The sequence below is a fragment of the Arthrobacter oryzae genome (assembly GCF_031454875.1).
Lineage (GTDB): Bacteria > Actinomycetota > Actinomycetes > Actinomycetales > Micrococcaceae > Arthrobacter > Arthrobacter oryzae_D.
Genome location: NZ_JAVDRQ010000023.1, coordinates 1 through 22989, shown reverse-complemented (window position 1 = coordinate 22989; position 22989 = coordinate 1). Strand labels below are relative to the sequence as shown.

Here is a 22989-nt window from a genome sequence, read left to right as displayed (position 1 = left end):
TCGCCACACCCGCCTCCGCATTCATCACAGGCCAAACCATCGCCTGCGACGGCGGATACACCCACAGCAGCTAAACCACCGCACACACCACACCCCCAGGAGAACAGCGACCATCTTCATGGTGCTGAAATTGGCTGTTCTTGCGCCTGGCGTTCTCGCTTGAAAGTTTGCAACACGCGCAGAATCAAATGGGCGCTTCAGTCGCATGCCGGTTCAGGGGCCCGTACGCGCGTACGCGGGCGACCAGCGGTTGATCTCCTGATCTCCATGCTCGAGGCGCCCTTTCGGCGGGATCAGGGAGTGCGGTATGGGGCACGAGGGATATTTCGGCCTCGTGGAATACCTTCGTTTCCCTGTTACTCGTCGCACCCGTTACCGCCGGAGGTGCGGTGGGCGGGCGCAGGATACCCCGAGCTTCTTGTTCATGAACGCTGTTGGTTCTCCAGTAGTAGGCGTTCGGATATGGTCGATGCCGCTTGCTTGACGGCGAGGACCGCTTGCTGGACCTCGACGTCGCGCCGCGCTTTTTCATCCCATGCGACACCGACGCTGCCCAGGGCTGTCTTTTGCTCGTTGAAAATGGGTGCTGCGAGGCCGTAGACGCCTGGGTTGAACTCTCCCATGGTCAGCAGGTAGCCGTCTTTCTTTATCTCGCCCAAGGTCTTGCGGAAGACGCTCCAGGTGCCACCCAGCCCGGCGTCCTCAATTTCGGTGCTGTGACGGGCGTAGATGGCTTTCAGCCGGTGGTGCGGGAGATGGGCCAGGATGACTTTCGATACTGCTCCTTGAAAGAATGGGCGCCGCTGGCCGCGGCTGAACCGGTTGGCCGGGCTCAGGGGGGCGCGGCACTCCCCAATGCATAGGACTGAGTCACGAAAGGCGGTACACAGCAGAGCCGAGTGCCCAATCTTGTCCACCAGGTCCTCAAGGACGCCATGGCTGGCCAGGAGAAGTGGATCCGTCTGGCGAATCTGCAGGTCCATCTCGATAATCCGCGGGCCCAGACTGTAGTAGCCGTTGCGCACCGTGGTGAGCAGGCCCGCATCATGCAGGGTCTTGATGTACCGGTACCCCGTCGATCTGGAAGTCTCCAGAGCCTCAATAATGTCCGCTGTTGACCAGACAGCCTCAGCTTCGCTGAACAGGTCCAGGACGTTCAGCATCCTGGCCAGACTGCCCGCGCTATCCGGAGCCGCAGTAACCTCCCCAGCGCCGTCCAATGAAGCGCGTCCTCCCATGGTGTGACTCCCATCCCTTTCCTTGTGTCACCTGGCCAACGGACGATCAGCGTCCGCGTTGGCGGACTACCAAGCAATCCGACGCGTCAAGGTAACTACTGCTCTAAGATCTCTTCAACGATGGGCGGCTTATTCGGCGGGCGCCGGTATTGGTGACCATTATAGTGCGTAGCTGCATGATGGCCGCTAGAGATGCGATTGGCGATGCCTGCTGCCCCAATCGAATTGGGGGCAGCAGGCATCGGCCGGTCCGCATGTGCCTACAGTTGCATGTAGACGCTCTTGGTGTAGAGGTAGTTGTCCATGTGTGCGGCGGTGCCCTTGTATCCGTAGCCGCTCATCTTGGTTCCGCTGAATCCGACCAGAGGGTCGATGTAGCCGTAGCAGTTCACCCACATCGTGCCTGTGTGCACGCCGTGGACTACCCGTAATGCGGTGGAAAGGTTTTCTGACCACACGGCTCCGCCGAGGCCGAAGTCGCTGTCGTTGGCGATGGCGATGGCCTCGTCAATGTCGTCGAAGGGCAGGATTGACAGGACAGGGCCGAAGATCTCTTCGCGGGCGATCCGCATTTGGTTGGTCACGCCACCAAAGACGGTGGGCTGCACGAAGTATCCGTTTCCGAGTTCGTCCCCGAGCCGTTGGCCGCCGTGAAGCAGTTCGGCCCCTTCGTTCTTGCCGATATCGATGTAGGACAGGACAGTGTCCAACTGCTGTTGGGAGATGACCGGGCCCATGGTGGCGGCGCCGTCGAGGCTGTGGCCGACGCGCTGGGTTTCCATGAACGCCAGCAGCCGCCGGGTGAACTCATCCACGATGGACCGCTGAACCAGCACCCGGGTCCCGGCGAAACAGATTTGGCCGGAGTTGGCGAAAACGCCCATCGCTGCCCCGGGCACGGCCTTGTCCAGGTCCGCGTCCGCGCAGATGATGTCCGCGGACTTACCGCCCAGTTCCAATTGCAGTTTCTTGATATTCGTCGTGGACGCCTCGATGATGCGCCGGCCGGTCTCAGTCGAACCGGTGAAAGCGATACGGTCCACGTCAGGGTGGGCCGCCAACGCGTTACCGGCATCCTTGCCCGGGCCGGTGACGACATTGATGACGCCTGCCGGCACGCCGGCTTCGTGCAGGATCTCGGCAACCCGCAAAACTGACAGGGAAGCTTCCGAAGCCGGCTTGAGTACTGTGGTGCAGCCGCTGGCCAGAACAGCTCCGATGATCCAGAACTGGCCGCCGAGCGGACCGTTCCAGGGGATGATGCCACCGATAACACCAACCGGGGCCTTCAACGTCATTGTCGCGACGTTGCCGGGGATGCCGTTCATCAGCGTCTCACCTGAGATGTTGGTCGCCTGGCCGGCGAAGAATGCCAGCATCTTCATCAGGGCGGGCTTGGAGTTGCGCAGCCGTGAGATCGGGGCGCCCATGTCCAGCGCCTCGATCTGGATCAGTTCCTCGAATCTTTCGTCAAGGACCTGGGCGATGCGCGTCAGCAACCCCTGGCGCTCGTACGGTGTCCAGGTGCTCCACTGACCCTTGAACGCCGTACGCGCAGCGAGGACCGCACGGTCGACGTCGGCCTTCCCGCCGGCAGCAAACCGCGCCAGGAACTCGCCGGTGGACGGATTCGTCGTCGTCAGTGTCTTCCCCGATGCGGCCGGGACCCTCTGTCCATCGATAAAGAGGTGGTGCACATCGCGGGACAGGAAACCCTGCGCATGCTCGCTCAAAGCGAAGTTCTGCTCGGTTACGGTCATGACTTTCCTCTCAGATGACCTTTGACATTCCGTCAAACAAAAATAAAACGCCGTTGTAATGGGTTTCCGGCCGCCGGCCGGAAGGGCTTATCAGATCCCTACCGTTTGACCGCCGTCGATGACCATTGCGTGACCGGTCGCAAATGAACCGAGATCAGAAGACAGCCAGAGTACGGCCGAAGCGATCTCCTCGGGGCTGCCCATCCTGCCGACAGGTTCCTGACCGATCACGTGGGCCCGTCCTTCCGGGGTACCGCCGGAAAATCTGTCCATCATCGGTGTTTCGATGATGCCCGGGCAAATAGCATTGACCCTGATGCCCTGCGCTGCATAGTCCAATGCCGCCGACTTGGTCAGGCCAATCAGTCCGTGTTTTGCGGCGACGTAGGCAGCCTGGCCCCGGATCCCGATGACGCCCGCACCTGATGAGGTGTTGACGATGGAGCCGCCGCCGTGTTCAAGCATTGCAGGGATCTGGTACTTCATGCACAGGAATGCGCTACTCAGGTCGATGCCGATGACCCGCGACCACTCATGCTCAGATATGTCGACGAGCGGTGCTGCGGGTTGTTCGATACCGGCGTTATTGAACGCGATATCGAGGCGACCAAATTCCTCAACGGTCTGATTGATGGCGGCTTGGATGTCGCTGGAAGAGGTCACGTCGCATTTCACGGCGAGCACCTTCCCACCATGCTCGGCGGCGAGTCGAGCGGTCTCTTCGTTGCCGGCCGTGTCGATGTCGGCCAGCACTACGTTTGCGCCTTCGGTCGCGAAAGCCAGCGCCGTGGCTCGGCCGATGCCGCTGCCGGCGCCGGTCACGAAGGCGACCTTTCCGGCGAACCTGGATTCAGTCATTGTCGGTATCACTTTCTGTCGTAGGGGTGGAGCTCGGTACCGGGCAATCCGATAGCCGGATCGGCAGGTACCGAAAAGGGGTGGTTGTTGCGGTGCTATGTCACCGGCGTTCCGTAACTGAGCCGGTGTAGCGGTTACGCAGCTCGATCTCGAGCTCTTCCAGGGTGCGTCCTTTGGTTTCCGGAATGTAACGGAACGCGAAGAGCGCGGCCAGCACGTTGAGCACCATGAATCCTGAGAACACCGCCACCGAGCCGTACTGCTCGGCGAGGATCGGGAAAAGGAACGAGATGAGGGAGTTGGCGATCCACAGCCCACCGAGGGAAGCGCCCATGGCGAAGCCGCGGATTGGCAAGGGGAACAGCTCGGAGAGCACGAGGAAGCCGGTTGTGCCCAGGAAGGTCACCATGAACGCGGTCACTAGAAGCATGAACAGCAGGATCAGGTATGAACGAAGAGTGGACTCGGGTAGCAGGTAGGTGGCGAGGAGTCCAAGGTGCGAGGCGGCGACGCCGCCGAACCCGAGCAGCATCATCTTGCGGCGCCCCATCAGACCGAGAATCCACATGCCCACTATCGTGAAGACGATCATCGCGATTCCGACGGTGACGGAGGCAAGCAGCGAAGCGGATCGGGTGAGGCCAGAACTCTCCAGCACGGTCGGCGCGTAGTACATCACCACGTTGATACCTGTAGTCTGCTGGGCGATCGCCAGGATGATCCCGACTAGGATCAAGAGCTTCATCCACGGTTCACTGCGAAGCGTGGCGAGGACGGAGACCTTGCCCTTGATGTGGTCAGCTTCGACGATGCCCGCGATCTGACGGTACTCGTCCTCCACCCGGTCCGCGACATGCGCCCGCTGCAAAGTGCGCCTAGCCTCGGCCCACATCTGCTTGCTCGCGTACCAACGAGGGGTGTCAGGCAAGGTGAGCATGCCCAGAAGCAGCCCAAGGGCCGGAATGAGAGCAATGCCAAGCATGTAGCGCCACACGACAGTGTCGTTGATCAGGTTGGCTAGCACCGCGTTAATAACGAATGCCAGGAACAGGCCGATGACCAGCATGAGCTGATTCACCGTGACGATCCGGCCCCGCTGTGATGCCGGCGCCATCTCGGCGAGATACAGCGGAACGACAACGGATGCGACCCCAACGGCGTAACCGAGCGCGATGCGCCCCGCAACCAGAATGGCGATGCTGGGAGCCAGAGCACATACGACTGTACCAATCACGAAGATCACGCCGGCAATGACCAGCGATTTCTTCCGTCCGACACGGTCAGCAATGGGCCCGCCCAGAAGCGCGCCTGCCGTCGCGCCGGGGAACAGCAGCGAGGTGACGACCAGGCCTTCGGTGACAGCGGTCAACTGGAAGTCCTCCCGGAGATACACCAGCGCTCCCGCGATTACGCCAGTGTCGAAGCCGAATAGCAGACCGCCCAGGCTGGCGATCAGGGTTAGCCGGAACAGGAACGTTCTCGGGTCTTCCTGACCGTTCGTGGTCAGAACTTTTGCGGAGAGTGAGTTATTAGACACAAGATCTCCTTAGCGCTTGGCCGGGCTCAGGGCCCGCGTTCCGCACGGGTTCGATCGACGGTGTTCGTTCATGTGCCTTGCTACCTTAGTTTGGGTGTTCGATGCGCAGCGGCGCGAACACGACGGTGTGTTGAATGGTCCTTCTCGACGCGGGTGGACCGTATCGATCAAGATCATGATGTGGCTGCTAATGCCCGCTTGCTCAATGAGCCGGCAGATAGGTTGTGACGGTGCGCACAGTTCCTAATTGACAATATCCTGCAATGTGGGACATAGTCAATTCTGGAGAGTATGCGGGACTAACGCACCATGACGCTTAGCAAGGCGACCGCACCTCCAGTCAAATGAGGTGATGCCTCCACCGATAGGTTCCCGCCCTTGGCGGTGAAAGAACAAGAAGACCACTGGAAAGGACCACAATCATGGCTGGAGAACATCGGGACTTTCAGTCCCGACTCATCGTTACCGGACTGGATGCCAACGGCCGGTCGACGTTTGTCAGCGACAGTCCGACGACTGACCGACTCGTCGCCGACGGCTATACCCGGAACCACCTGTGGCAGGCGACGGAAGTGCCCACGCCTGTCATGGCGCCGAACGGTCCCGGTAACGCCTCGATCATCCCGCCGCCGCCAGCCGGCTACAACTATGTAATCACTGCCTTTGCTCCCGACAGCGAATGGGATTACGAAGGAGGCTACGCGCGAATTCTCGCCGAGTCGGGTGCCGGTGATGCAGTTGACTCCACGGATGCCCCCGGCATGCACACAACTGACACGATCGATATCGTCACCATCATTTCCGGGGAGGCGATCGTATTGCTCGACACGGGCGAGACGACCATGCGGCAGGGTGACACCATCGTTCAGCGAGGTACCAAACATGCGTGGCGGAATCGTACTGACAAGCCCTGTGTGGTCTCAGCGGTTCACGTCAGCGTGATTCGCTGACGCACACCGAGCGGCCATTGGCCAGGAAAGTGCGGCCGTTGTCCTTGGCTCCCAAGCGCATCGGCGCGGGTGCCCAAAACAATATGGCCGCAAACAGAGAGGAAGACCTTATGCAATGGGAGAATTCTGACCTGCCTTTGGCCCGTCGAGTAATCGTGGGCCTCAACGACAGCTCAGCGTCCACCGTCATCGCAGACGATCGAAACCTGCCCTATACCCGCCTCCCCAATGGGATTGTTCTGCAGGAGTTGTGGCAGCAGCGAAGTATCCCCGCTGAGCCCAACGATCGGCCGGAGCCCGAGTGGACCTTGGGGCCGGCTGCACCGAGGGAAGGAGCCGTCGTTCGGATCCTTACCGTACCGGCAGCGAACGGCGACGGGCCGGCAAGACCGGACCTACATACGGACCCCTCATTGCACGTGATCACGATGCTCGACGGTGAACTGAACATCATACTTGAGGACGGTGAGGTGACTCTGGGCTTCGGGGACTCGATCGTTTTGCGGGGCAGCATGCATGACCTACAAAACCTGCAGCCGCGACCGGCAACGTTCGTCTACACCTCCTTCCCACTTGCCGAGGCTGGACTAAGGCACCACTGAGGTCCTTCAGCCCAGCCGGCGGTTGGTGCAAATGCTGGTCTATCCGGCCGCCCGGCAGTGCCGACAGATCCAGGACTGATGACAAGAAGTGAACTCGCCATCGCAACGTACCCATCTCCGCCCGCTTATAGTGGGCGCCCGTTCCCCAAGCCAACTGGTTGCCTTGGGGGACAGGGACCTCGCCTCGAAGGGCATTCGGCCAGCGCCTTGTCGATGTTCAGCGGTTAAATAGGTCGATTTGAATCGCCCGACCATTTCTAACCTGCGCCCCAGCGGGCGGGGTGGCTTGAGTGGCGCTTCTATTGTTGGCTACCTGGAGGTGGTCCGCGGCGATGGAAGGGCACTGCCCCCCCGACGGACTTTCTGGCTCATGAAGGGGTTGTTCTCCAGGAGGCGGTCGGTCGTTGCCGCCTGTTTAACGGCGCGCACTGCGTGCCGTATGTCGACGTCGCGCCGTTCGTTTTCGTGCCACGCGACCCCCACGCTGCCCAAGGCTGTTTTCTGATCGGTGAGAATGGGTGCTGCGACCCCGTAGACGCAGGGGTTAAACTCGCCTCTGGTCAGGAAGTACCGCCTTTCTTGATCCCGCGTATGGCTTGCGGAAGACGCTCCATGTGCCGCCCCCAGTCCGGCGTTCTCGATTTCGGTGCTGTGGCGCGGGTAGATGGCTTTCAGGCGGTGATGGGGAGATGGGGAGATGGGGAGATGGGCCAGGATTACCTTCGGCCCGGCTGCTTGGAAGAACGGGCGCCCCTGCCCGCGGTTGAACCGGTCCGCGGGACTCAACGGGGCGCGGTACTCTCCTATGCACAGGACCGAGTCACGGAACGCCGTTAGCAGAAGGAAGAGTGTCCGATCTTCTCCACCTGGTCCTCGAGCACGCCTTTGCTCGCCAGGAGCAGAGCAGGAGCCGGAGCGGTGGATCCGTCTGGCGAATAGCACGTCCATCTCGATGATCCGGGGGCCGAGGGTGTAGTAGCCGTTGCGCACCGCGGAGAGCAGGCCCGCGTCATGCAGCGTCTTACCGCCCAGCAAAACGCTTCCTGCCATGACGTGCGTCGTACCCCTCTCCTCGTTGTAGCCCGGGCTGGCGTGGTCAGAGTTTTATGTAGACGCTTTTGGTGTAGAGGTAGTTGTCCATGTGTGCGGCGGTGCCCTTGTAGCCGTAGCCGCTGAGTTTTGTTCCGCTGAATCCGACCAGGGGGTCGATGTAGCCGTAGCAGTTCACCCACATCGTGCCTGTGTGTACGCCGTGGACCACCCGGAGAGCGGTGGAGAGGTTCTCTGACCACACTGCTCCGCCGAGGCCGAAGTCGCTGTCATTGGCGATGGCGATGGCTTCATCGATGTCGTCGAAGGGCAGGATGGACAGGACTGGGCCGAAGATTTCTTCGCGGGCGATCCGCATTTGGTTGGTCACGCCACCAAAGACGGTGGGCTGGACGAAGTATCCGTTTCCGAGTTCGTCCCCGAGTCGTTGGCCGCCATGAAGGAGTTCGGCCCCTTCGTTCTTGCCGATATCGATGTAGGACAGAACAGTGTCCAACTGGCGTTGGGAGATGACCGGGCCCATGGTTGCGGCGCCGTCGAGGCTGTGGCCGACCCGCTGGGTTTCCATGAAGGTCAGCAGCCGCCGGGTGAACTCGTCCACGATGGACCGCTGAACCAGCACCCGGGTTCCGGCATAGCAGACCTGCCCGGAGTTGGCGAAAACGCCCATCGCGGCCCCGGGCACGGCCTTGTCCAGGTCGGCGTCGGCGCACACAATGTCCGCGGACTTTCCGCCCAGTTCCAGCTGCAGCTTTTTGATGTTCACTGCGGACGCTTCGATGATGCGCCGGCCGGTCTCAGTCGAACCGGTGAAAGCAATGCGGTCAACGTCTGGGTGGGCGGCCAATGCGTTCCCGGCATCGCTTCCCAACCCGGTGACGACATTGATGACGCCTGCCGGCACGCCGGCTTCGTGGAGGATCTCGGCAACCCGCAAAACCGACAGAAATGCCTCCTCCGACGGCTTGAGTACGGTGGTGCAGCCGCTGGCAAGAACGGCTCCGATGATCCAGAACTGACCGCCGAGCGGGCCGTTCCAGGGGATGATGCCGCCGACGACCCCGACCGGGGCCTTCAACGTCATCGTCGCGACGTTGCCGGGAATGCCGTTCATCAGCGTCTCACCGGAGATGTTGGTCGCCTGTCCGGCAAAGAATGCCAGCATCTTCATCAACGAAGCCTTCGAGTTGCGCAACCTGGAGACCGGGGCGCCCATGTCCAGCGCCTCGATCTGCACCAGTTCCTCGAATCTTTCGTCGAGGACCTGGGCGATGCGCGTCAGCAATCCCTGGCGTTCATAAGGTGTCCAGGTGCTCCACTGACCCTTGAAGGCCTTCCGTGCAGCGATGACCGCACGGTTGATGTCGGCTTCACCTCCGGCGGCAAAGCGGGCCAGGACCTCGCCGGTCGACGGATTCGTGGTGGTCAGCGTCTTCCCGGACGCGGCCGGGACCCTCTGCCCGTCAATAAAGAGGTGATGTACCTCGCGGGACAAAAAACCCTGGGCCTGCTCGCTCAATGCGACTTTTTGCTCAGTTACGGTCATGACTTTCCTCTCAGATGACCTTTTGGCATTCCGTCAATCAAAAATGAAGACGCCTTTGCCGATTTTGCGTTGATCGAACAGTTCGTAGGCCTGCTCTGCTTCGGCTAGGCGGAACTCGTTCGTGAAGAGAGATTCAACGTCCAGGCCACGTTCGGCGATGAACTGGGCGCAGTCTTCATGCTGGTTTTTGCTGAAGGTGAGTGACCCGAGGACGGTTTTGTGCAAATGGATGAGCTCTTCGCTGTCCAGGTCGATTTTGCCGAAGACTCCGACCATGCATGCGGTGCCCCAGGGCCGGACTGCTCGTATCGCTTGCCGGCGTACCGCGGGAATGGCGCTGCACTCTATGGATTTGTCCGCCCCTTCATCGCGTCGGGTTAGCTCTCGTATAGCGGCCACGGGGTCCTGCTCCCGGGAGTCGACGACGTGGTCGGCTCCGAGTTGCGTGGCCATTTCCAACCGTGAGGGCTCGACGTCGATTGCGATGACTCTGGCACCGAAGGCTTTCGCCAGCATGGTGACGCTGAGTCCAACCGGTCCCTGACCGAAGACGGCTACGGTCTCGTCGGCTGAAAGGTCGACCCTCTTGATTGCTGCGAACGCCGTTCCGGTGCCACACGAGATGGCCGCTCCGGTTTTGAACGAGAGACCGTCGGGCAATTTGATGAGCGTATGCGCGGGAACCTTCATGAAGTCCGCATGCCCGCCGTTTCCGTTCAGTCCGCCGTAAACGATGCGGCCGTTCGGGCAGTACTGCGTCCAGCCCGAACGGCAGTATTGGCAGGTACGGCACCCGTCGTAGTGATGGACCATGACCCGGTCCCCGACCATGGCTTCGGTAGGCCGTACAGCGTCGCCGACAAGCTCGACAACTCCACAGGGCTCATGCCCTTCAATCACCAGCTCAGTTCCGGTACGCAGTGGACCGTGGAGGTGATGAAGATCGCTCCCGCACATACCGGAGGCCTTCATGCGGATGACGACTTCATCCGGTCCCGGTACGGGATCCGGATAATCACGGATCTCGAGCCTACCCTCGCCTTGGAAAACAACAGCTTTCATAATTACTGCTTCTCCCATCGCGATTGTGTCTGGCACGGGGCGCTACCGGAAGTGGCCAGGTCAGGGGGAGCGACGGGCAGCAAGACCCGCTCCGGAATATCTCTTGAAATACGCGTGCGGCTTGCCGGGCCGAGAGAGCACGTTTTGCACTGGTTCGATCGACATTGTTCAGTCATGCGTTCTACTACCTTCGGCTTAATTTTTCGGTGGGGCGCGGCGTTAACATGAGGGCAAATCGCTCACCTGACTTCTCACGACTCGGACATACCGTGTCGGTCTGAATAAGTTGCAAGCCCGGCTGTTAGCGGCGTTGGTTTAGTAGCTTTGGCAATGTCGCGCATAGTCCCGTGCTATGGATTGATGATATCCTGCATTGTGGGACTTGGTCAATGACCTGCCGTTGCTCCCGGTTCCACGCGAAGTACGAAAGAGGGGCCGCCCACCAGACAAAGTCATCGCATAATCGGCTAGGTATCAGGGGGCGGCTGCTCGGCATCTCGTCCCGAAAGTCAATGGCCGTATAACCTCCATCCGCGCATTTTCGTGATTTCCGAACCGAAAGGTGTTTCATGCCCATGCCATCCAGTGATCTGGTTGAACACTTCGCGAGCTTTGTCGCTGAGACTAGCTACGCAAGTACGCCTCCCGATGCCGTTGAGGCGGCAAAGAAGAGCATCTTGGACACATTCGGGGTCATCCTTGCCGCGAGTGGAACGGAACCGGCCGTTCGCGGTTTGGTGGAGATCGTCAAAGAGAGCGCTGGCCGGCCGGAATCGTCCATACTCGCTTTCGGGGGCCAGGCTCCCGCAATTATGGCTGCATTCGCTAACGGCGCCATGGCGCACTGCCTGGACTTCGACGATCAAACCCCCTGGGGCCAGCATTCGTCCAGTTCCATCGTCCCGGCCGCGTTCGCCGTTGCCGAACGAATAGGAGGTGTGACAGGCAAGGACATGATCGCTGCAGTCGCCGCCGGACAGGACATCTTCGCCCGACTGCGCTGCAACGTCGGATGGAAAAAGGACTGGAACCTCTCACCGGTCATAGGCGTGTTCGCCGCTGTTGCTGCCGCGGGCCACCTGCTGCACCTGTCGCGGGAAGAGATAATTAATGCCTTTGGCATCGCCACTATGCAATCGTCCGGGCTCATGGAGCTTGTCGCCGGAACCGGTGGCAACGTCCGCGGAATGTATGCCGGGTTCTCAGCTAAAGGGGCCGTTCTCGCTGTACTGCTCGCCCAGAAAGGCGTGACCGGCGTCCCGACCGTCTTCGAAGGCCAGTATGGATTCTTCAACACCTACTTCGACGGCCGCTACGATCGCGAAGCCATCCTCGAAGGCCTAGGGAAAGACTTCAAAGGCAGCGGAACCCTTTACAAGCTCTGGCCTACCGTGGGCACGGCCCATAGCCACATCCACGCCACTATTGAGCTGGTCAAGGAGAACAACCTTCCGCTGGACGACGTGAAGGAAATCCGTCTCTACGGCGGCGACTACCACGATCTGATGTGTCGTCCGCTGGAGGAGAGGCGCGCGCCCGCAACGCTGGTAGACGCCAAGTTCAGTCTTCCCTTTCTGGTGGCCGTAGCGGCCGTTCATAGGGGTGTGCAGGTGTCACATTTCACTGAGGAAGCCCTGAAAGATCCCAGAGTCTTGGCCATAGCCCAGAAAATAGTCCCCGTGGGCGACGCAAGCCTTGACTGGAAGCTCGAGCTGCCCCCAGGACGCGTAGAGCTCGAAATGACCGACGGCAGGAAATTCCACAAAGTAGGCACCGGTGTCCCCGGCAACCCCGAAGCACCGTTGGACTGGAAGGCCATTGGGCAGAAGTTCAAGGATTGTGCAACTGCCTCCGTCACGCGCCCGACACCAGGTCAGCTCGACACCGCAGAACACATCGCGCGGAACCTTGAGACTGTTCCCGATGCCGTGGAATTGGTACGGGCGCTGGCCGCCCGGAACTGAACCTCTCACCATTTCAAAAGGCAGCACCCCGGATCCATGGAACCGGGGTGCTGTCTTTTTGAGACCGAACCTGCTTAGGGCGCTGCCAACGCGATGCTCATATGCTCAGGGCTGAGCAGGCTGGAAACGGGGACGCTGGAAGGGATCTCCGGGCTGTTGGTGTCAAGGACCGAGTCGCTTGAGACGGTTGGTACCCGAACTGGCACCTGGGCAGGAACCTCCCGGCCTTCCTTGATCTTGATTCCGGCGGTGACGCCAAACCGGCCGAACCAGACGTGGCTGCTTGCGAGCCAGGACTTAGGCGTAAGTCCAGCATCCTTCGCCTGCTGAACCATGGTGAGCCAGGAGTGGTTCATCACGTCGCTCAGGAAAGCTGGAGGTGTCTTGCGATCGTCGATGTAGGGTTTCAGGAAGTCATCGGTCGTGTAGTCGTAGATGACTGCCGCGGGCTCCTGTCCCGAGGCCAGAAGGGCGTTGGCAGCCTGCGCTGCGCCTTGTGCTGTCCATTGCGTGAAGCCCTCCGTGATCTGGGTCCAGCCGGCTCCTTCGAGGACCTTCTTCAGGCAGGGCTGCCATTCCGCGGCGTTGCTGTTGCCGGGGATCCCGGTGTACAGGGCGTAGGTCTTGTTGTTTCCGAGCTCATCGACCAGGGCTTGGGCGCCCTCGGTGTAGAGATCGCAGAGGGCCAGCGGCACCTGGGCGGACACGGAAGACGCTGCGTCACCTGGAAGCGGTGTGTTCACTGTGACGACGGTAATCCCTGCCTGCTTGGCCTGCTGCAGCGCGGACGCGATGGCGCCGCCAAAGACCGGGTCGGTAACAATGATGTCGACCCTCTGTGCGATAAGACTCCGCAGGTTCGCCAGCACCGCTGCGACATCGCCGTTGGCGTTGTTGTACACGATCCTCTTGACCTGGGGATAGGCCAACGCCTGGGCCGTGGCCTCGCCCCGGAAAATGTTACCCCACGCGTTGCTACTCTGCATCGCCAGGGCCACGGTCAGGGAGCCGCGTCCCGTGTCACAGGAGCCCTTTTGCAGGCAGGTTTTGAACAGTTCACTCTGCTCGGGTGTCAGCGGCTTTGAGGCAGCTGCCATGGCATCGGCCACTACCGGGTCCAGCTCGGAAACGGGAATGTCGGTAAGGAAGGTCTTCTTGATAGTGGCCGCGAGTGCCTGCTGGTCGACGCTTTGTGCGGTGATGTCCTCGCCGGAAGCGGTCGCGGGCGCGCCCGAACCGCCGGAGGACCCTGTCGTGGAGCAGGCTGCCAGCGACGCTGCCAGCAGAAACGCTGCCAGCAGCTGAAGAACCGGTCGGTTCTTGTACGGCCCTGAGCGGGCAGGGGATGCCATTTTCATTTAATGTAACTCCTCAGTGGATGGGTAGCGGCGCACATGGTTCTCCTTTTGATGTGGGCCCATGACAGGCTCTGACAAACGGGCAAGCCTTGGGAGTGCATAAGCAATGGGTAGTGATGGAGCATCTGCCGCATTCCGCGTACTGCGAGCTCCGCGGTCGGCTTTGTCTGCTGTGCAGGAAGCGCAGTGCGCTGCTACTTCCCCAAGAGCCGCGGGCCCCGATTGGGAGACCCGCGGCTTGGTGAGGGCGATCGCGTGGCTACGGTGCTGCCAGTGCGAGGTTCATCTGCTCCGGAGTGAGCAGGCTGGAAGCGGGAACCCTGGAGGGGATTTCCGGGCTGTTGATGTTCATAACCGAATCGGTTGTGACAACCGGTACCCGAACTGGCACCTCAGCCGGCACCTGCTGGCCCTCCCTGATTTTGATTCCGGCCGTTACGCCGAACCGGGGGAACCAGACATGGCTGCTTGCGAGCCAGGACTTCGGATTGATTCCGGCGTCCTTCGCCTGCTGAACAGTTGTGAACCATGAGTGGGTCATCACGTCACTCAGGAAGGCCGGGGGTGTCTTGCGATCGGCGATGTACGGCTTCAGGAAGTCATCGGTCGTGTCGTCGTAGATGATGGCGTCAGGCTGCTGACCTGATGCGAGCAGGGCGTTTGCAGCCTGCGCTGCGCCTTGTGCTGTCCATTGCGTGAAACCCTCGGTGATCTGGGTCCAGCCGGCACGGTCAAGGACCTCCTTAGCGCAAGGCTGCCATGCTGCTGCATTGCTGTTGCCGGGGATGCCGGTGTAGAGGGCGTAGGTCTTGTCGTTTCCAAGCTCATCTACTAGGGTCTGAGCGCCCTCGGTGTAGAGGTCGCACAGCGCCAGCGGCACCTGTGCGGACACAGACGACGCTACATCGCCGGGAAGCGGGGTGTTGTAGGTGACAACGGTCACCCCTGCCTGCTTGGCCTGCTGCAGCGCCGAGGCGATGGCGCCGCCAAAGACCGGGTCGGTAACAATGATGTCGACCTTCTGGGCCACCAGGCTTCGCAAGTTCGCCAGCACCGCCGCGACGTCGCCGTTGGCGTTGTTGTACACGATCTTCTTCACCTGCGGATACGCGAGTGCCTGGGCTGTGGCTTCGCCGCGCATGATGCTGGCGAAGGAGTTGCTGTTCTCGAGTGCGATGGCAACGGTCAGGGAACCGCGTCCGGTGTCGCAGGAACTCTGCTGCAGGCAGGTTTTGAACAGTTCATTCTGCTCGGGTGTCAGCGGCTTTGAGGCAGCTGCCATGGCGTCGGCCACTACCGGGTCCAGATCGGAAACGGGGATGTCGGTCAGGAAGGTCTTCTTGATCGTGGCCGCTAGGGCCTGCTGGTCGGCGCTCTCGGCGGTGATGTCCTCGCCGGAAGCGGTCGCAGGCGCGTTTGCACCGCCGGAGGACCCTGTCGTGGAGCAGGCTGCCAGCGACGCTGCCAGCACGAACGCTGACAGCAGCTGTAGAACCGATCGGTTCTTGAAGGGCCCGGTGCGGGCCGAGGATGCCTTTTTCATGGATGTGACTCCTTAGTTGATGGGTAGCGGCGCACACGGTTCTCCTTTGATGTGGGCGCCCGTGGACAAGCTGTGACATACGGGCAGGCTCCGGAGAGCCTGGGCAAGGCAGTGATAGGGCGGCCTCTGGCGCATTCCGTGGAGTGCGAACTCAGCGGCGTGCGTTGTCTGCTGTGCAGGAAGCGCAATGCGCTGCTTCCCAAGAGCCGCGGGTTCCGGATGATGGGACCCGCGGCTTTGTGAGGACCGTCCCTGCTTACGGTGCTGCCAGCGCGAGCTTCATTTGCTCGGGTGTGAGCAGGGTGGAAACGGGGACATTTGAGGGGATGTCCGCGCTGTTGGTGTCGAGCACTGAGTCAGTTTCGACGGTGGGCACGCGCACGGGGACCTCGGCTGGAATTTGCTGACCTTCCTTGATCTTGATACCGGCGGTGACTCCGAAGCGGCCGAACCAGACATGGCTGCTGGCGAGCCAGGAGGTCACATTGGTACCGGCTTGCTTGGCCTGCTGAACCAGTGAAAGCCAGGAGTAGTTCATGACGTCGCTCAAGAACGCTGGAGGCGTCCTGCCCTCGTCGATGTAGGGCTTCGCGAAGTCGTCGGTGGTGTAGTCATAGATGATCGCTGCTGGCTCCTGGCCGGAGGCCAGGAGCGCGTTTGCCGCTTGCGCTGCGCCCTGAGGAGTCCACTGTGTGAAACCCTCGGTGACTTGGGTCCAGCCAGCACCGTCAAGGACCTTCTTTGCGCACGGCTGCCATGCCGCAGCGCTGCTGTTTCCGGGGATGCCGGTGTACAGCGCGTAAGATTTGTCGTTCCCCAGTTCCTTCACCAAGGCTTGGGCGCCCTCGGTGTAGAGGTCACAGAGTGACAGCGGGACCTGAGCGGATACGGACGACGCCGCGTCGTCCGGGAGCTCGCTGTTTACCGTGACGACCGTGATTCCTGCCTGCTTGGCCTGCTGAAGCGCGGATGCGATCGCGCCGCCGAAAACCGGGTCGGTCACGATGATGTCAACTCTCTGCGCGATTAGGCTCCGCAGGTTCGCCAGCACTGCCGCCACGTCGCCGTTGGCGTTGTTGTATACGATCCTCTTGACCTGAGGATAAGCCAGCGCCTGCGCCGTGGCTTCACCACGGAAGACGCTGACCCAGGGATTGGCGTTCTGCATCGCCAGGGCCACCGTAAGAGACCCGCGGCCGGTGTCGCAGGAACCCTGCTGGAGGCAGGTCTGGAACAATTCATTCTGCTCCGGGGTAAACGACCGGGAAGCGGCGGCCATGGCATCGGCCACTACGGGGTCCATATCGGAAACGGGGATGTCGGTCAGGAAGGTCTTCTTGATCGTGGCCGCCAGGGCCTGCTGGTCGACACTCTCTGCGGTGATGTCATCGCCGGGCGCGGCCCCGGTGGTACCCGAGCCGCCTGACGGGCCCGTCGTAGTCGAGCAGCCAGCCAGCAAGGCCGCCAGCAGGAACGCTGCCAGCAGCTGAAGAACCGAGCGGTTCTTATTGGGCCCTGTGCAGGCCCGGGATGCCATTCTCATGGAGTAACTCCTCATTGGGATGTTTAGTGGCGCCCATGGCTCTCCTTTGATATGGGCGCCTAAGAAATAGCCAGCTGGGACATATGGCAAAAGCATTGAGCCTCCGCCGAAGGTGATGATGCATGTAGAGCCTCGCTGGAGTGGCGAGAAGTCAGCTTTTAGCGTCTTTTCCCTGTGGACAGGAAGCCGTTTGTGTTCTTGCTCACGCTTGAACAATATCTCGTAATGTGGGATAGTGTCAATCATCGGGATCGGCTCCTGCGCGGATGAAGCGGACGGGCCGGGAGCCGTAATCCTTGGTTTCGCTGGGGATCGGATGGATGTTCAGGACGGGAGCGTCTGGCCCGCTCATCGGCGGGAAAGCCTCCTGCCTTTGAGCGTGAGTTAAACCGCTTGTGACCTACAACACGTTCGCGCTACGTCGAGGTAAGTGCAGCCAATCTGCGCGAACCAATCCTTCGGTCGCTCTGGCCGAAACTTCAGTGAAGCAATGTTGCTTCTGACCCGGAGGTTCAAAGAAGTGTTGAAAACCCTGCGGAGGAATCCGCGATGACTACAGATGTGACAAGAAACGGCCCGACTTATATTCCACCGGCTGCCTCCCAAAACCGGCTGACGGATTTGAAGTACCGCTTTCCCGCCCGGTATCTGGCCAGCTGGGGCGCGCTGCTCCTGCTGCTGCTTTTCGCAGTGGTAATTGCTCCCGCCAGTCTGGGCGGAAATTCAGTACGGGTCGTCAGTGCCCTCGCGGGTGTCCTGGCGTTGGCAGCGATGGGGCAGATGCTCGTCGTGATGTTGGGCGCAATCGATCTCTCGGTCTCTGCTGTGGTTGCTGCCTCGGCCGGGATAGTGGTTCACTACGGCGTGCCGGGAGCGAACCTGTGGCTCGTGATTCCCGCAGCCCTTGTGCTGTCGATGTTGATAGGCATCGTCAACGGCTTCTTTATCTGCGTTCTTCGACTCAACTCGATCATCGTGACACTGGCTACGTACGGAATTGTCACGGGAGGGATGCTTCTGTGGACCGGAGTGTCCTTCTCGCTGACAGGGGAAGCGCCGGAGCAGCTGCAGCAAGTAGCCCAGTGGTCCCTTCTTAACATCAACATGTGCTTCATGGCCGCGCTTATCGTCGGCTTGATCCTTGCGGCTGTTCTTTCTTACACCCGTGCCGGGCGCAGGGTCGCCCAGGTCGGGTCGAATCCGCGGGCAGCGAACGCACTGGGGGTCCGGGTCACCCTGGTACAGATGAGCACGTTCGCCGCTGTCGGCCTCCTCTACGGTATCGCCGGGGTGCTGGTCGCCGGCTTCATCGGAACCCCTGACATCTCCATCGGCGCGCCCTACCAACTGGCAACGGTGACGGCCGTGGCTATCGCCGGACTCACCTTCAGTGGCGGCCCAACGAGTGTCGCGAGCCTGCTCGTATCCTGCGTCTTCCTGCAGCTGCTTGATCAGGCGCTGGTTGTGGCCGGCTTCCCCACGGGCGCGCGCATCATGATCCAGGGCTTCACCCTTGTCGTCGCAGTGGCGGCAATAACCATCAGCCAATATGGCCTCGCCGGAATTCGGCGAATTGCAGCGCTGCAGCTGGGAAGGCCACTGAAATGACGAGTCAACTCACGCCGCCGCCGTCGCCGTCGCGAAGGACCAAAGGAGAAGATGTAGTGGAGAAAATCGTGGACGTAGGGACTACACAAGCCGGCTCTGTGCCTGCGGGGACTGACTCGAAGGAGCCAGCCGTCGTCCTCACGGGAGTGTCTAAGTCGTACCCGGGTGTGAAGGCCCTCAGCGACGTCAACTTCGACTGCCGGCCAGGAGAAGTCCACGCACTGGTGGGAGAAAACGGCTCCGGGAAGTCCACCCTCATCAAGATCGCCTCGGGCGTCCTCACCCATGACACTGGCGAAGTCACGATCGGAGGCCAAGCACTGGCCGGGGGGTCAGTGAAGCGCGCCCGCAAGCTAGGGCTCATGACCGCTTATCAGGACACATCCCTGGTTGAGGAACTCACTGTCGCCGAGAACATCGCGCTCTCATTCAACGCTATCGGCGAGCCCCGCCCGGCGGATTTGGACCGCCTTCTTGCCCGTTACGACTTGCCGTTCAAACCAACCGACCTTGTGGGCGCACTGGGCCCGGGCGCCCGTCAGCTCCTCGAAGTCGCGAGGGCCATGAGCCACCAGCCACGGGTCCTGATGCTCGACGAACCGACAGCGGCCCTCGACATGCAGTACGCAGCGCATCTGGAGGGGCTGATCCGGCAATCCCGTGACGAAGGAGTGGCTATTGTTTACGTCAGCCATCGCCTTGAAGAGGTTCGCCGCCTCGCCGACAGACTCACAGTCCTCCGCGACGGCGTAATCCAGGGAACCTGGAGTGGCAGGAGCTGGGAAGTCGACGAGATAGTCGAGGTCATGGTCGGCGCCCCGACCGACCTCGAGTTCCCGACGCGAACTCCGTCCAAGGCGCAGGGCAACAGGCTCGAGGTTCGAGACCTGGCCGGGCACGGATACGGTCCTGTGGCGATCAGCGTTCGTCCAGGCGAGATCGTCGGCGTCGCTGGGGCAGAAGGCAACGGACAGAGAGCCCTCCTGAGAGGCCTTATCGGTGAAAAGCGCACCTCGGGTGAGATCCTGGTGGACGGCAAACCCGTTGGACGGGGCGGCCCATCGGCGGCTTTAGACGCGGGCATCAGTTTCCAGAGCGGAGATCGTGCCGTGGAGTCGGTCTACAGCGAGCTGTCCGTGATGGAAAACGCTACTGCCCAGCTGGGTCCTGAAAGCGGCCCCTTCGGTCTCGCTTTGCCAGGCCGCTTGCGGGAGGCTTTCGGTAAAGTCTCGAAGCAGCTCGGCATCGTGGCCGCATCGCCCTACCAGCCCATCAGCGGCCTGTCCGGGGGTAATCAGCAGAAAGCTGTCCTGGCCAGGCCAGCTCTGCGGCCCCCCAAGGTCCTGATCGTCGATGAACCGACTCAAGGTGTCGACGCGCGGGCCCGCATGGACATCTACCGCGTCCTGTCCAGTGCAGCAGAGGAAGGAATGGCCGTACTCGTAAATTCCTCAGACTCTGCTGAACTGGCAGGGCTGTGCGACAGGGTCTACGTTATGTCACGGGGCAAGGTGGTCCAGGAAATTGCCAGTCCGATGACCGAGTCCGCCATCGTCCGTGGCTTTGTCAGTGCAGCTGACGTCGACCAAAGCCACGTCGATCAAGTGCCAAGCGACGCGGGGCTCGTGTCCCGACTCGTCGCGCGCGCCACCTCAAATTTCCCCATAGTTGTTCTGTTGCTGCTGACTGCAATAGTGGCGGGGTACGCAGGCAGCCAATCGCCCTTTTTCTGGACCTGGCCCAATCTGGCGAACATGCTGATCATCGCCCTGCCATTGGCCTTCGTCGCCCTCGGACAGCAGTTCACCATGCTTTCGAGAGGCTTCGACCTGTCCATCGGGTCGACAATAAGTCTTACCGTAGTCCTTGTCTCCATGACGCTACCGGACTTAAGTCCCCCGTCGCTGCTGGGAACGATTCCACTGCTTCTTCTCGTCGCGGCGGCCATCGGCGGTTTCAACGCAGTGCTGATTGGCTGGCTCAAGATCAACGCAGTCGTTGCCACTATTGCCACAATGGGCATTGTCCAAGGCATCGCGATCATCCTGCGCCCCGCTCCAGGTGGTGTCATTGCACCAGACCTCGGAACAGCAGTCAGCCTCGGAGTTGCCTTCTTGCCGGCCCCCTTTATCGGCCTGATCGTGCTGACAATCGCACTGGAGCTCTGGCTCTTCCGCAGCCGTACAGGGCTAGCAGTGCGAGCTGCCGGGTTCAATCCCGAAGCAAGCCGAAGGATCGGCCGGCAGGTCGGCGTCATTCGGGCCGTCGGACTTCTCGTGTGCGCTCTGGGCGCGGTCGTCGGAGGCGTGCTCCTGGCATCGCAGACAGGGATCGGCTCCAACGCCGTAGGTGCTACCTACTCACTCCCCGCGTTCGCCGCAGTGTTCCTGGGCGGGGCAGTCATGACCGGCGGCAGGGGCTCCTTCGTAGGTGCTCTTCTGGGTGCCGTGTTCCTCTCGCTGCTCGACAATGTCACCCCGCTGCTGAACATCCCGAACGCGACCGAGCAAGTCATCTATGGCATCATCCTTCTCGTTGCAGTGTCGGGTTACACGGTGGCCCAGCGGGTACGAACCCGCAAATGAGTAGGTACCGAGCAGAGCCAATTCAGCTGTTCCATTGCTTCCAATAGACCTCAATGACAACAAGGGAGTCCGATCTTGCGCGCACGACAGGAAATCGTTGACCTGCTGACCGAGTACTACGCCGCGATGGAGACCAATGAACCCGACCGGTACGGGAAGTACTTCGCAGACGACATAACGTTGACCTTCGCTCCCGCGCCGACCATAACTGGTCGCAATGCGGCGCTCACTGCGATGTCGGGGCTGCTAGGTCGGGTGCAATCTCTGCACCACGATCTGGTCAACGTGTGGGAGGAAGATGAAGGCGTCGTTATCTTCGAGTCCCTAGGGGTCTGGCACCTCCAAGACGGAAGGAGCGTGTCGATCAAGGCATGTTCCGTCTTCACGGTGGAAGAAGGCAAGTTCACGGATCAGCGCATCTATGTCGACAATTCCCCACTATTCGCACTGCTCGATGAACCGGCAGCGGCCCGCCAGTCGTAGTGATAGTGACGTACCGCTCGGTCGCTACCCGCATCCGGGTAGAGCTATTGGCACCGGAACCACGCATGTAGCTTGACGTTTAGCTAGTGGCTTCAAAGGCTCTTTGGTTCAGAGGCAGAACGGTCCCTGCGCACATGTCACAAGACGTCCTGCGCAGGGACCGTTTCGCGGTTAAAGGTCGGCAGCTCGGGTCTCTCCCGGCTTACTCCAGCCAGGTCACAAAGGGCACAACCGAACTTCGTAAACGAACGGCGGGAAAAGGACTCGTTCAGGCATGGTTATGACCCAACATTGCCGGGGCGGGAACGATAGGCCGGTCTGGCCATTTCGCGGCAAACAAAAACTGACCCAAAAGGCCGTCGATCTCTTCGGAAATTCTCGAAGGATGAGTGGGCCCCGCTATCCACTTTGAGGGGTCTCCAGGCGCTTGCCCCTTGGCGTATCAGTGGGGTGGGGGAGTGCACATGACGACATTTGCGGAGGCAGGGCCAATGGGCAATTGCAACAGACCGTTGTGCAGGTGTCGTATATCGAGGAAGGCTGCGTGGCTCGGCATCAAGGAATAATTCGAGGTCAAGTACAGGGCACTCGGCCCGGGCGCTAACCGGCCGGACCTCGGGTCTAACGAATACGCTGCTTCTTGAGAGCAGGAGCTGCGACGTGGTCGTTGCTGCCGGCTTGACGGCGAGTACCGCCCTTGGTGAGGAGGTAGCCGCCTTTTTGATGTCACCTAAGGTCTTGCGGAAGATCCTCCGCGTGCACCCAGCCCGGCTGCCTGAATCTCTGTGCGATGACGGGGTAGATGGCTTTCAGGCGATCATGGGGAAAGTGGGCCAGGATGACCTTGAACCCGGTTCTTGGGAACAACGGGCGCCGCTGGCCCCGGCCGAATTGGTTTTCGGAGCTCGACCGGGCACGGTGCTCTTCTACGCACAAGACCGAGTCATCATCAAACGCTGTTAGTAGAAGAGCGGGGTGCCCGATCTTGTACACAGATCTTCGAGGACGCCATGGCTGGCCCGCAGCAATGGGTCCCGCCCAGAGGATGTACAGGTCTATCTCGATGATCCGCCGCCCGAGGACGTAATAGCCATTGCATACCGTGGTGAGTAATCCGGCATCATGCAGGCATTTATTTACGGTATCCCGTCGCCGTGGAGTTCTGCAGTCAGCGGGCCAATCGCTTTTACAGAGTCAGCTGTCGCTATAGGGTAGTTCGCGTTCGGTTGAGAGGTCCCAGACGATTGCTTTGCGGCGGGTGTACATGGCCACGGAGTCGAAGCCGTTTTCTTTGCCGAAGCC

General features: G+C 60.9%; 14 protein-coding genes. 5 read left to right on the top strand and 9 right to left on the bottom strand.

The window, feature by feature from the left end; all coding sequences use genetic code 11:
• Positions 1–422: 422 nt before the first annotated feature.
• The 4 genes from J2805_RS23805 to J2805_RS23790 form a co-directional block, all read right to left on the bottom strand.
• The gene (locus J2805_RS23805; protein WP_309980532.1) at positions 423–1163 is read right to left on the bottom strand and encodes an IclR family transcriptional regulator; all 741 of its coding nucleotides are present in this window, start codon (positions 1161–1163) and stop codon (positions 423–425) included.
• Positions 1164–1498: 335 nt separating this feature from the next.
• Positions 1499–2998: an aldehyde dehydrogenase family protein gene (locus tag J2805_RS23800; protein WP_309980531.1), complete on the bottom strand. Its 1500-nt coding sequence runs from the start codon at positions 2996–2998 to the stop codon at positions 1499–1501.
• A 90-nt stretch (positions 2999–3088) separates the two neighbouring features.
• Positions 3089–3856, bottom strand: coding sequence for an SDR family oxidoreductase (locus J2805_RS23795; RefSeq protein ID WP_309980529.1), 768 nt, complete (start codon positions 3854–3856; stop codon positions 3089–3091).
• A gap of 100 nt (positions 3857–3956) precedes the next feature.
• Positions 3957–5393 (bottom strand): sugar porter family MFS transporter, encoded by a 1437-nt coding sequence (locus J2805_RS23790; protein WP_309980527.1) that lies wholly within the window; start codon positions 5391–5393, stop codon positions 3957–3959.
• 422 nt (positions 5394–5815) lie between these two features.
• Between J2805_RS23790 and J2805_RS23785 the strand changes: the two genes are divergently transcribed.
• Complete coding sequence (locus J2805_RS23785) at positions 5816–6343, top strand: cupin domain-containing protein (protein WP_309980526.1); 528 nt, start codon at positions 5816–5818, stop codon at positions 6341–6343.
• Between the two features lie 1698 nt (positions 6344–8041).
• On the opposite strand, the gene J2805_RS23780 is transcribed toward J2805_RS23785, so the two are convergent.
• Positions 8042–9541 (bottom strand): aldehyde dehydrogenase family protein, encoded by a 1500-nt coding sequence (locus J2805_RS23780; RefSeq protein ID WP_309980525.1) that lies wholly within the window; start codon positions 9539–9541, stop codon positions 8042–8044.
• A 33-nt stretch (positions 9542–9574) separates the two neighbouring features.
• Positions 9575–10603 carry a zinc-dependent alcohol dehydrogenase family protein gene (locus J2805_RS23775; RefSeq protein WP_309980523.1) on the bottom strand — a complete coding sequence of 343 codons (1029 nt, stop codon included), beginning with the start codon at positions 10601–10603 and terminating at the stop codon, positions 9575–9577.
• Positions 10604–11172: 569 nt separating this feature from the next.
• Between J2805_RS23775 and J2805_RS23770 the strand changes: the two genes are divergently transcribed.
• Complete coding sequence (locus J2805_RS23770) at positions 11173–12567, top strand: MmgE/PrpD family protein (RefSeq protein ID WP_309980521.1); 1395 nt, start codon at positions 11173–11175, stop codon at positions 12565–12567.
• A gap of 74 nt (positions 12568–12641) precedes the next feature.
• On the opposite strand, the gene J2805_RS23765 is transcribed toward J2805_RS23770, so the two are convergent.
• The 3 genes from J2805_RS23765 to J2805_RS23755 all read right to left on the bottom strand — a co-directional run bounded on the left by J2805_RS23765 (position 12642) and on the right by J2805_RS23755 (position 17011).
• Positions 12642–13925 (bottom strand): substrate-binding domain-containing protein, encoded by a 1284-nt coding sequence (locus tag J2805_RS23765; protein WP_309980519.1) that lies wholly within the window; start codon positions 13923–13925, stop codon positions 12642–12644.
• Positions 13926–14184: 259 nt separating this feature from the next.
• Positions 14185–15468 carry a substrate-binding domain-containing protein gene (locus tag J2805_RS23760; RefSeq protein WP_309980517.1) on the bottom strand — a complete coding sequence of 428 codons (1284 nt, stop codon included), beginning with the start codon at positions 15466–15468 and terminating at the stop codon, positions 14185–14187.
• 256 nt (positions 15469–15724) lie between these two features.
• Entirely contained in the window at positions 15725–17011 is a 1287-nt protein-coding gene (locus J2805_RS23755; protein WP_309980515.1) for a substrate-binding domain-containing protein, read from the bottom strand.
• A 549-nt stretch (positions 17012–17560) separates the two neighbouring features.
• Between J2805_RS23755 and J2805_RS23750 the strand changes: the two genes are divergently transcribed.
• The 3 genes from J2805_RS23750 to J2805_RS23740 all read left to right on the top strand — a co-directional run bounded on the left by J2805_RS23750 (position 17561) and on the right by J2805_RS23740 (position 21687).
• A complete protein-coding gene (locus J2805_RS23750; RefSeq protein ID WP_309980514.1) occupies positions 17561–18619 on the top strand; it encodes an ABC transporter permease in 1059 nt (352 codons plus the stop codon).
• Between the two features lie 146 nt (positions 18620–18765).
• Positions 18766–21204, top strand: a complete 2439-nt coding sequence (locus J2805_RS23745; protein ID WP_309980512.1) for an ATP-binding cassette domain-containing protein — start codon at positions 18766–18768, stop codon at positions 21202–21204.
• Positions 21205–21279: 75 nt separating this feature from the next.
• Entirely contained in the window at positions 21280–21687 is a 408-nt protein-coding gene (locus J2805_RS23740; protein ID WP_309980510.1) for a nuclear transport factor 2 family protein, read from the top strand.
• Positions 21688–22989: the final 1302 nt, after the last annotated feature.

Coding starts and splice junctions, on each gene's coding strand:
- J2805_RS23805 (WP_309980532.1), bottom strand. CDS start 1,163: ATGCTGAACGTCCTGGACCTGTTCAGCGAAGCTGAGGCTGTCTGGTCA.
- J2805_RS23800 (WP_309980531.1), bottom strand. CDS start 2,998: ATGACCGTAACCGAGCAGAACTTCGCTTTGAGCGAGCATGCGCAGGGT.
- J2805_RS23795 (WP_309980529.1), bottom strand. CDS start 3,856: ATGACTGAATCCAGGTTCGCCGGAAAGGTCGCCTTCGTGACCGGCGCC.
- J2805_RS23785 (WP_309980526.1), top strand. CDS start 5,816: ATGGCTGGAGAACATCGGGACTTTCAGTCCCGACTCATCGTTACCGGA.
- J2805_RS23780 (WP_309980525.1), bottom strand. CDS start 9,541: ATGACCGTAACTGAGCAAAAAGTCGCATTGAGCGAGCAGGCCCAGGGT.
- J2805_RS23775 (WP_309980523.1), bottom strand. CDS start 10,603: ATGAAAGCTGTTGTTTTCCAAGGCGAGGGTAGGCTCGAGATCCGTGAT.
- J2805_RS23770 (WP_309980521.1), top strand. CDS start 11,173: ATGCCCATGCCATCCAGTGATCTGGTTGAACACTTCGCGAGCTTTGTC.
- J2805_RS23765 (WP_309980519.1), bottom strand. CDS start 13,925: ATGAAAATGGCATCCCCTGCCCGCTCAGGGCCGTACAAGAACCGACCG.
- J2805_RS23760 (WP_309980517.1), bottom strand. CDS start 15,468: ATGAAAAAGGCATCCTCGGCCCGCACCGGGCCCTTCAAGAACCGATCG.
- J2805_RS23755 (WP_309980515.1), bottom strand. CDS start 17,011: ATGAGAATGGCATCCCGGGCCTGCACAGGGCCCAATAAGAACCGCTCG.
- J2805_RS23750 (WP_309980514.1), top strand. CDS start 17,561: ATGACTACAGATGTGACAAGAAACGGCCCGACTTATATTCCACCGGCT.